This window comes from Actinomadura roseirufa (assembly GCF_900659635.1).
In the GTDB taxonomy this organism is placed as follows: domain Bacteria; phylum Actinomycetota; class Actinomycetes; order Streptosporangiales; family Streptosporangiaceae; genus Spirillospora; species Spirillospora roseirufa.
The window spans coordinates 1-7,921 of record NZ_CAACVB010000313.1 but is presented as its reverse complement, the minus strand read 5'-3'; the positions used below and the strand labels follow the sequence as shown (position 1 = coordinate 7,921).

7 protein-coding genes are annotated in these 7,921 nt (G+C 76.8%); 6 read left to right on the top strand and 1 reads right to left on the bottom strand.

The genetic code is table 11. The features are described 5' to 3' along the window. Both E1291_RS36265 and E1291_RS36260 read left to right on the top strand, forming a co-directional pair. Window positions 1-358: UDP binding domain-containing protein (locus E1291_RS36265; RefSeq protein ID WP_278045304.1), on the top strand; the 358-nt coding region annotated here is incomplete at its 5' end. A 122-nt stretch (window positions 359-480) separates the two neighbouring features. Beyond that, window positions 481-1,629, top strand: coding sequence for a glycosyltransferase family 4 protein (locus E1291_RS36260; RefSeq protein WP_131742576.1), 1,149 nt, complete (start codon window positions 481-483; stop codon window positions 1,627-1,629). Window positions 1,630-1,672: 43 nt separating this feature from the next. On the opposite strand, the gene E1291_RS36255 is transcribed toward E1291_RS36260, so the two are convergent. Further along, entirely contained in the window at window positions 1,673-3,697 is a 2,025-nt protein-coding gene (locus E1291_RS36255) for an outer membrane protein assembly factor BamB family protein (protein ID WP_131742575.1), read from the bottom strand. Between the two features lie 121 nt (window positions 3,698-3,818). On the opposite strand from E1291_RS36255, the gene E1291_RS36250 reads away from it, so the two are divergent. From E1291_RS36250 to E1291_RS45480, 4 genes are all read left to right on the top strand, one after another. Then, complete coding sequence (locus E1291_RS36250; RefSeq protein WP_131742574.1) at window positions 3,819-4,427, top strand: HD domain-containing protein; 609 nt, start codon at window positions 3,819-3,821, stop codon at window positions 4,425-4,427. A 32-nt stretch (window positions 4,428-4,459) separates the two neighbouring features. Next, the gene (locus tag E1291_RS36245) at window positions 4,460-4,954 is read left to right on the top strand and encodes an SRPBCC family protein (RefSeq protein ID WP_131742573.1); all 495 of its coding nucleotides are present in this window, start codon (window positions 4,460-4,462) and stop codon (window positions 4,952-4,954) included. A 67-nt stretch (window positions 4,955-5,021) separates the two neighbouring features. Continuing rightward, complete coding sequence (locus E1291_RS36240) at window positions 5,022-5,780, top strand: acetoacetate decarboxylase family protein (RefSeq protein ID WP_131742572.1); 759 nt, start codon at window positions 5,022-5,024, stop codon at window positions 5,778-5,780. A gap of 157 nt (window positions 5,781-5,937) precedes the next feature. Beyond that, window positions 5,938-7,921: HelD family protein (locus tag E1291_RS45480; RefSeq protein WP_131742571.1), on the top strand; the 1,984-nt coding region annotated here is incomplete at its 3' end.

Genomic DNA, 7,921 nt, shown 5'->3' with positions numbered 1-7,921 from the left:
CAACCGCCAGGGACGCGCCCTCAAGGACGCCAAGATCCTTCTGCTGGGCGTCACCTACAAGGCCGACATCGCCGACCAACGCGAATCACCCGCACGGCCGGTGGCGCGCAGGCTGGCCCGGCTGGGCGCCGACCTCAGCTTCCATGACCCGTACGTCTCGGACTGGCAGGTCGAGGGCGCGCAGGTGCGCGACGCGGGCGACGACCTCCCCGCGGCGCTGCGGGCAGCCGACCTCGCGATCGTGCTGGCCGACCACGCCGTCTACGACGCGGCGACCCTCGCCCGGAACGCCCGGCTGCTGTTCGACACGCGCGGCCGCGCCCGCGACGTCCGGAGTGAGGAGATCGAGCTCCTCTAGCGGACATGAGCGACTCGCCCGGTGCTGTCCACCCCTCGGACGACGGGAATTCATCGGTGATTTCCATGGCCGTCCAAGACTCGGCCACAGGCGATATTTCGGCACGTAGCGGAGTGAGTCAAATGCGGGTCTGTGTCTGCACGATCGTGCATCATCCCGAGGATGCGCGTATTCTGCACCGGCAGATACGCGCTTTGCTCGACGCGGGCCATGAAGTGACCTACATTGCCCCATTTCGGGCATGCAACGTCACTCCGTGGCGGGAGATCAGCCCGGTCGACGTGCCGCGGGCGACGGGCCGGCGCCGGGTCGGCGCCCTGCGCGCCGCGCACCGCGCGCTCGTCGAGCACGCCGCCTACGCCGACCTGATCCTCCTGCACGACCCCGAGCTGCTGGTCTCGCTCCCGCGCGAGGTGCGGTCCCGCACCGTCGTCTGGGACGTGCACGAGGACACCGCCGCGGCCCTCACCGCCAAGGGGTGGGTACCGAAGCCGGTGCGGCCCGTGCTGGCCCCCGCCGTCCGGAGGCTGGAGAAGCGCACCGAGCGGCGGCACCGGCTGCTGCTGGCCGAGGAGGGCTACCGGGACCGGTTCGGCAAGGACCACCCGGTCGTCCCCAACACCACCTACGTCTCCGACCTGCCGCCCGGGCCGCCGGACGGGAACCGCGTCGTCTACGTCGGGCACCTGTCGGCGGCCCGCGGCGCCCTCGACATGGTCGAGATGGCGAAGCTGCTCTACCCCGAGGGCATCACGCTGGAGCTGATCGGCGCCGCCGACGGCGACGTCAAGCCCGCGCTGCGGGACGCCCAGCGCGCGGGCATCCTGCGCTGGTACGGGTTCGTCCCGAACGACCGGGCGCTGCGCATCACCGAGGGCGCCATGGCCGGGCTCGCGCTGCTGCACGACGAGCCGAACTACCGGCACTCCATGCCGACCAAGGTCGTGGAGTACATGGCCCGTGGCGTCCCGGTCATCAGCACGCCCAACCCGCCCGCCGTGGAGATCGTGGAGCCGTCCGGGTGCGGGCTGATCGTCCCGTTCCGGGACCCCGTCGCCGCCGCGGCGGCCGTCCGCCGCCTGCGGGACGACCCCGAGCTGGCCATCAACCTCGGCAAGCGCGGCTACGAGACCGCCCGCGAGCGCTTCCACTGGCCCGTCCACGCCGAGCGCTTCGTGGCGCAGCTGGAGAACTGGGCCGGGCGCACCCCAGCCCCGGCCGTCGAGCCGGAGCCCGAGCCGGTGGAGCCGGAGCCCGTCCCCGAGTTCTGATCCATCCGCCCGCGTCCTCCGGCCGCCCTCCGGGCGGGACCGGTCAGGCCGGGCGCCGCAGGCGCTGCGCCACCGTCTGGGCGATGCGGCGGGCCACCCCCGGTGGGCGTCCCGCGTCCACGACGATGATGAGCCTGCCCACGCGCAGCGCGATCGTGCCCGCCGTCGAGCCGATCTCGTAGGCGTCGTCGCCGCCGATGTCGGGACGGGGACGCGCCTGCGCCTGCGTCGACTGGAGCGCGTCCAGGAGCCGGGAGGCCACCGGCGGGGCCCCGGCGACCCAGCGCACGCTCACGGTCAGCCCCCGCACGGGCGGCTCCGTACCGCCGTCCGTGCCGGGGCTCTTGGAGTGCCCCCTCGACGGGCTCTTCGACGGGCTCTTCGACGGGCTCTCGACGGGGCCGCCGCCCGGCGGGCTGTTCGGGGCGGGCTCCGGGGCGTCGCGGTCGCGCTCGTCGGGGTCGGCGACCCGCTCGCCATCGGGGCCACCGCTCCGTCCACCGCCCGGGGAAGTGCCCCGTTTCCGGCGCGGCTCCGGGTCGCGCGGCTCGTACGTGCACGACACCGGGCGCGGGAGCCGCACCCGCCCGATGCTCGCCCGGGTGGGCCGGGCCACATAGGAGCCGAGATGCAGCGCGGTGAGGTCGTCGCGCCGCAGAAGCGCGCAGGCGTCGGGCCAGTCGGACTCCGGTACCCCGCCGAGCTCGGCGGGCCCGGCACCGGTGGCGCCGCCGCGCAGCGCGACGAGCCGGGCCCGGCCCTCCGGGCGCGGCGGCGCCTCGGCGACCGCCACGTACAGCAGCCCGCCCGCCGCGGCCATCCACGGCCGCACCCCCGGCAGCTCGGGGTCCACCCCGAGCGGCGCGGGCGCCGTCGGCGCGGCGCGGTCGGCCGGCGTCCCGTGCGCCGCGGTGATGATGTCGACCCCGGCGGGCAGCAGCGGCTCGGCGAGCCGGGGCCGCAGCGCGTAGATCCGGTCGCCCGCCTGCGCGAGCGCCGCGTACTCCGGGGCGTCCCGCCTCCACAGGGACCGCCCGGACGGCACGTCCACCGCCTCCAGGCGGGCGGCGCGCCCCGGCGCGGGCGGACGCCGGGCCACGACGAGACGGTCCCCGGCGAGCGCGCTCGGGCACATCCCGTCGCCGCACACGTCGCCCCGCCACGCGGCGAACTGGGCGCCGTGCCGGTCGAACGCGCGCAGCGCCGTCCCGTCGGAGGCGAGCGTCACCCCGTCCAGCATCGACACCTCGGGCGCCTCGGCGGAGCCGAGCGGGCGGTTCCACCGGACGGCGCCGTCGGCCGGGTCGAGGGCCAGCAGCCGGTTCGCCCCCGCGCAGTCCAGGGCCAGCGCCGCCAGCGTCTCCCGCGCGTCGGCCGGGTGGGCGGCGCCCTCGAACAGCCGGCAGCCGGCGGGCAGCCGCCGCCACCAGAGCCGCGCGCCGGTGGCCGCCGAGCGCCCGGTCAGCGTCCGCCGGTCGGCGTCGGTGGTCAGCACCGTCCCCGACCCGGCCGGCCAGCGCAGCGTCGTGCGGGACGCCGCCGCGGGGCGTTCGCCCTCGCGCCGCCACAGCAGCGCGCCCGACAACGCGTCGAACCCGACGATCAGCCGGTCGCCGCGCTCGCCGTCCCGCTCGAAGTAGGCCGCCAGCCGGGACCCGGTGGAGGACCAGCCGAGCAGCGTCCAGCCGGAGCGGCGGTAGCTCCAGCGGCCCTCGCCGGTCCGCGCGTCCAGCACCTTCAGGCCGCGCCCGGAGGCCGTCACCACCTGGCCCTGCGCCACGTCGTAGGCGACGCTGCCGTACCCCGCGACGGGCCCGTGCCGCATCTGCGCGGTCTGCTCCCAGCTCGCGGTGAGCGGGCCGGGCGGCGGGCCGAGGTCGCTCTGCGGGGCGACCGGGTCGGCGGTGACGGTGTGCCGGACCTGCCACCACTCGGCGTGCAGGACGAACCGGTCGGCGAGGACGGTGCACAGCCCGACCGCAACCGCGCCCGAGACGACGCCGGCCGCCAGCCGGAACCCGCCCGCGGGCCCGGACCGGCCTCCGGGCCGCCGCCGGTTCCCGACCACGACCGCGCCGCCCCCTCTCCGTCCCGCCCTCTCGCGCCCCGTACCGTACTCGGGCAACGTCTCCAACCATGCCGTGTACCGGCCGCCCGCGCGACACGGCCGGGCAGAACGGAGGAAACCCGTGGAGGTCTTCACCAGCTGGCGCACCTGGGACACCGCGCGCGCCGACCTCGCCGCCGGCGCCGTCGCCGGCGCGGCCGGCCCCGACCTCGACCGGCTCGGGCGGACGGCCGCGGCGGCCGCGCGGTGGCACGGCGACCAACTGCGGCCCACGGGCGTGCCGTACGTGGAGCACCTGCTGGAGGCGCTGGAGGTGCTCGTCCGGGGCGCGGGCGAGACCGACCCGGCGATCCTGGACGCGGCACTGCTGCACGACGTCGTGGAGGACACCGCCGCGACGCTCGCGGACGTGGAGGCGGAGTTCGGGCCCGAGGTCGCCGAGCTCGTCGACTGGGTCACCAAGCCGCCCGCGGGAGGGGCGGGGCGGCAGGCCAAGCGCGCCGCGAAGGCCGCCTACCTGCGCAGGCTGCGCGACGCGCCCCGGGCGGCGGTCGTGGTGAAGCTCGCCGACCGGGTCAGCAACGTCCAGCGGCTCGACCAGATGCCGCCCGACTTCCAGCGCCGCTACTACGCCGAGACGGTGACCTACATCCTGCCGCTCGCCGCGGACGAGCCGTGGTTCGCCGCGTGGTACGCGGCGTGGCGGGAGCGATTCGCCCACCTCAGGTGACCAGGCGGTCGCATATGCGGCATCATCGGGCCATGGAACGCGAATGGGTGGTCGAGGAGAGCGTCGCCATCGACGCCGCCGCCGGGGACGTGTACGCGGCCGTGGCCGACCCGCGGCGGATGGGCGACTGGAGCCCGGAGGTCTTCGCGACCTGGGTCCGCGACCGAGCGATCGAGCCGGGCGCCCGGTTCGTCGGCTTCAACAGGATCGGCCGACGCGTGTGGTTCACCACCTGCCAGGTCACCGTCGCCCTGCCCGGGGAGGCGTTCGCGTTCCGGGTGTCGACCTTCGGGATGCCCGTGGCGCTGTGGGGCTACCGCATCGAGGACGTCGGCGACGCCTCCGCGCCGCGCACGCGGCTCACCGAGTACTGGGAGGACCTGCGCCGCGACGGCCGCGCCGCGACGGTGGCCGCGCTGCTCGGCAGGGTCTTCACCGGCGTCCCGGCGGAGCGGCGCGCGGAGGTCAACCGGGCGGGCATGCGCGCCACCCTCGACCGGATCCGGGCCGGGGTGCGGCGGGCCTGACCGGAGCCGCCGGCGGCGGACGCCGGGCGGATGACAGTCGAAAGGGAACCCTGTTGTACTGATCGGTGTGACGAGTGCCGCCTCCCCCCGCGCGACCGCCCACACGATCCAGGGTGAGCGGGTCACCCTGCCGGTCCGGGTCGGCGACGCCGCCGTGGCGTGGGCGATGTTCGCCGTCCCCGCCCCGGCGGCCCAGGCCGTCATCGCCTACTCCGGCCTCGACGTCGCCGAGCCGCTGCCCGGACGGGCCGTGTGCTCGCTCATGTTCGCCCGCCGCGCGCACGCCGTCCTCGGGCCCTGTCACGAGTTCGCGGTCGCGTTCCTCGTCCGGCCCCCGGGGGCTCCGCGGCGGGCCGGCGCCTTCGGCCGGGCGCGCCGGCCGGCGGGCGCCGGGGCGTTCGTCCACTGGCTTCCGGTCGACCGGAGGTTCCCGCTGGAGGCCGGCCGCACGATCTGGGGCCTCCCCGAGGAACTCGCCGGCATCCGCATCGACCTGACCGGGCGGATCAAGCGCTGCGCGGTCCGGGTCGGCGGGCTGACGGCGGTCGAGCTGGCCGTCCGCCCCGGGCCGCCGGTGCCGGGCATCACGCGCGCGCCCAGGCTGGACGCCTACTCCTGCATGAACGGCGTCTCCCGCCGGATCCCGTGGCGGGTCGCGCCGTCCCGCGTGCGCCTGCGCCTGGGCGGCGCCAAGGTCGCCTTGGGCGATCATCCGGTGGCCGAGGAGCTGCGCAGCCTGGGCCTCGACCGGGCGCGCGCGCTGGCCGCGGGCGTGGTCGGCCGCGCGGCGCTGACGCTCTGGGCGGCCGAGGAGGCGGCCGGATGAGCCGCACCGCCCCCGCGGCGCCCGGCGGGCGGCACGGGGCGAGCCGATCGGCGCGCCCCACGCCCGGCGGAGCGAGCGAATAAGCTGTCTCCTTCGCCCCCTCCGGGGGGACCGGGGCCCGTCCCCGGCGCGACGGAGCCGACAAGGAGCAGCCTGCATGTCGTCCCAGGTCACAGGACGATCGTCGAGCACCGGCGGCACGGTCAAGGACCAGGAGATCGCCGCCGAGCAGCGCTATGTCGACCTGGCCTACGCGCGGCTGGAGGAGATGCGGGCGGACGCGCAGGCCATGATCCGCGAGGGGTACCGCCAGTCGCTCGCGGGCACCAAGGGCTCGCTGGTGGACCGGGACGCGATGGTCCACCAGGCGGCCCTGCACGCCCAGGCGCTGGACGTCGCCGACGACGGGCTGGTCTTCGGCCGGCTCGACCTCGCCACCCGCGAGCGGCGCTACATCGGGCGCATCGGCGTGCGCACCGGCGAGCACGACTCCCTGGTGATCGACTGGCGGGCGCCCGCCGCCGAGGACTTCTACCGCGCCACCCCCGAGGACCCGCGCGGCGTCGTCCGCCGCCGCGTCCTGCACTCGCGCGGGCACACCGTCGTCGACCTGGAGGACGACCTGCTCGACCCGGCCGCCGCCGACGGGATGACGGTCGTCGGCGACGGCGCGTTCCTGGCCTCCCTCGCGCGGACCCGCGAGGGCGCGATGCGCGACATCGTGGCGACGATCCAGCGTGAGCAGGACGAGGTGATCCGCGCGCCCGCCGACGGCACGGTGCTCGTCCGCGGCGCCCCCGGCACCGGCAAGACCGCGGTCGCCCTGCACCGCGTCGCCTACCTGCTGTTCCGGCACCGGCGCCGGTTCGGGTCCCGCGGCGTGCTGGTCGTCGGCCCGAACCCCCGTTTCACCGCCTACATCGAGCGGGTGCTGCCGTCGCTCGGCGAGGGCTCGGCGGCGCTGCGCTCGCTCGGCGACCTCGTCGACGGCGCCACCGCGACCGTGCACGACCCGCCGCGGCTCGCGCGGGTGAAGGGCGCCGCGACGATGGCGGCGGTGCTGCGCCGCGCCGTCGCCGCCCACGCCCCCGGGGCCCCCGACGAGCTGCGCGTGGTGTTCCGGGGCGTGGTCCTGACGCTCGGGCGGGCGAGGCTCGACCGGATCGGCGCCGAGGTCCACCGGCGGAGCCGGGGAAGCGTCAACGCCGCCCGCGGCCGGGCCGCCGCGCTGCTCCTGGACGCCCTCTGGGAGCGCTACCACGACCTCGGCGGCCCGGACGCGGCCGCGTCCGGGGAGGGCGCCGACACCGGGCTGTGGAACGCCATCCTCGCGGCGGACGGCCTCGCCTCGCTGGACGGCGGGGAGGAGGGCGGCGACCCCGCGGCCGGCCACGAGAACGGCCGGGGCGACGGCCGGGACGGCTCGGAGCGCACGCGGTTCGACGCCCGTGTCGGCGAGCAGCGCGCGTTCACCGGCTTCCTCGTCGCGTGGTGGCCGATGCGGAGCCCGCTGGAGGTGCTGCGCTCGCTCGGCGACCCCGCCCGGCTGCGGCAGGCCGCCGGGCGCGACATCGACCGCGCCGACGTGGCGCCGCTCGCCGCGTCCTGGGCGCGGGACGCCCCGCTCAGCTACCAGGACGTCGCGCTGCTCGACGAGCTCGACGCGCTGCTCGGCCCGCCGCCGCGCCCGTCCCGGCGCGGCGCGCCCGCCGAGGACGACCCGTTCGTCGTCGACGGCGTCAACATCCTCACCGGCGAGGAGGTGGCGGACGAGGGCTTCGAGCCGCGGATGCGCGAGCTGACCACCTCGATGGAGCGGCTGGAGCGGTCGCGGCGCGTCGACGACGGCGTGGTCGAGGAACGACCCGAGTACGCGCACATCGTCGTGGACGAGGCGCAGGACCTGTCCCCCATGCAGTGGCGGATGCTCGGGCGCCGCGGCCGGCAGGCGAGCTGGACGATCGTCGAGGACCCCGCGCAGAGCGCCTGGGAGGATCTCCCCGCCGCGCGCGAGGCGATGGAGGCGGCGCTCGGCGGCGCCCGGCCGGGCGACCGCGGCCGTCACCTCCTCGAGCCGCAGCGCGTCGCGCTCCAGGTCGGCGAGCGCCGAGATCGGAAGAGCACACGTCTGAACTCCAGTT

Bases quoted from the DNA above. Each gene is read 5' to 3' on its own strand.
- E1291_RS36260 (WP_131742576.1), top strand. From the start codon at position 481: ATGCGGGTCTGTGTCTGCACGATCGTGCATCATCCCGAGGATGCGCGT.
- E1291_RS36245 (WP_131742573.1), top strand. From the start codon at position 4,460: ATGGAACGCGAATGGGTGGTCGAGGAGAGCGTCGCCATCGACGCCGCC.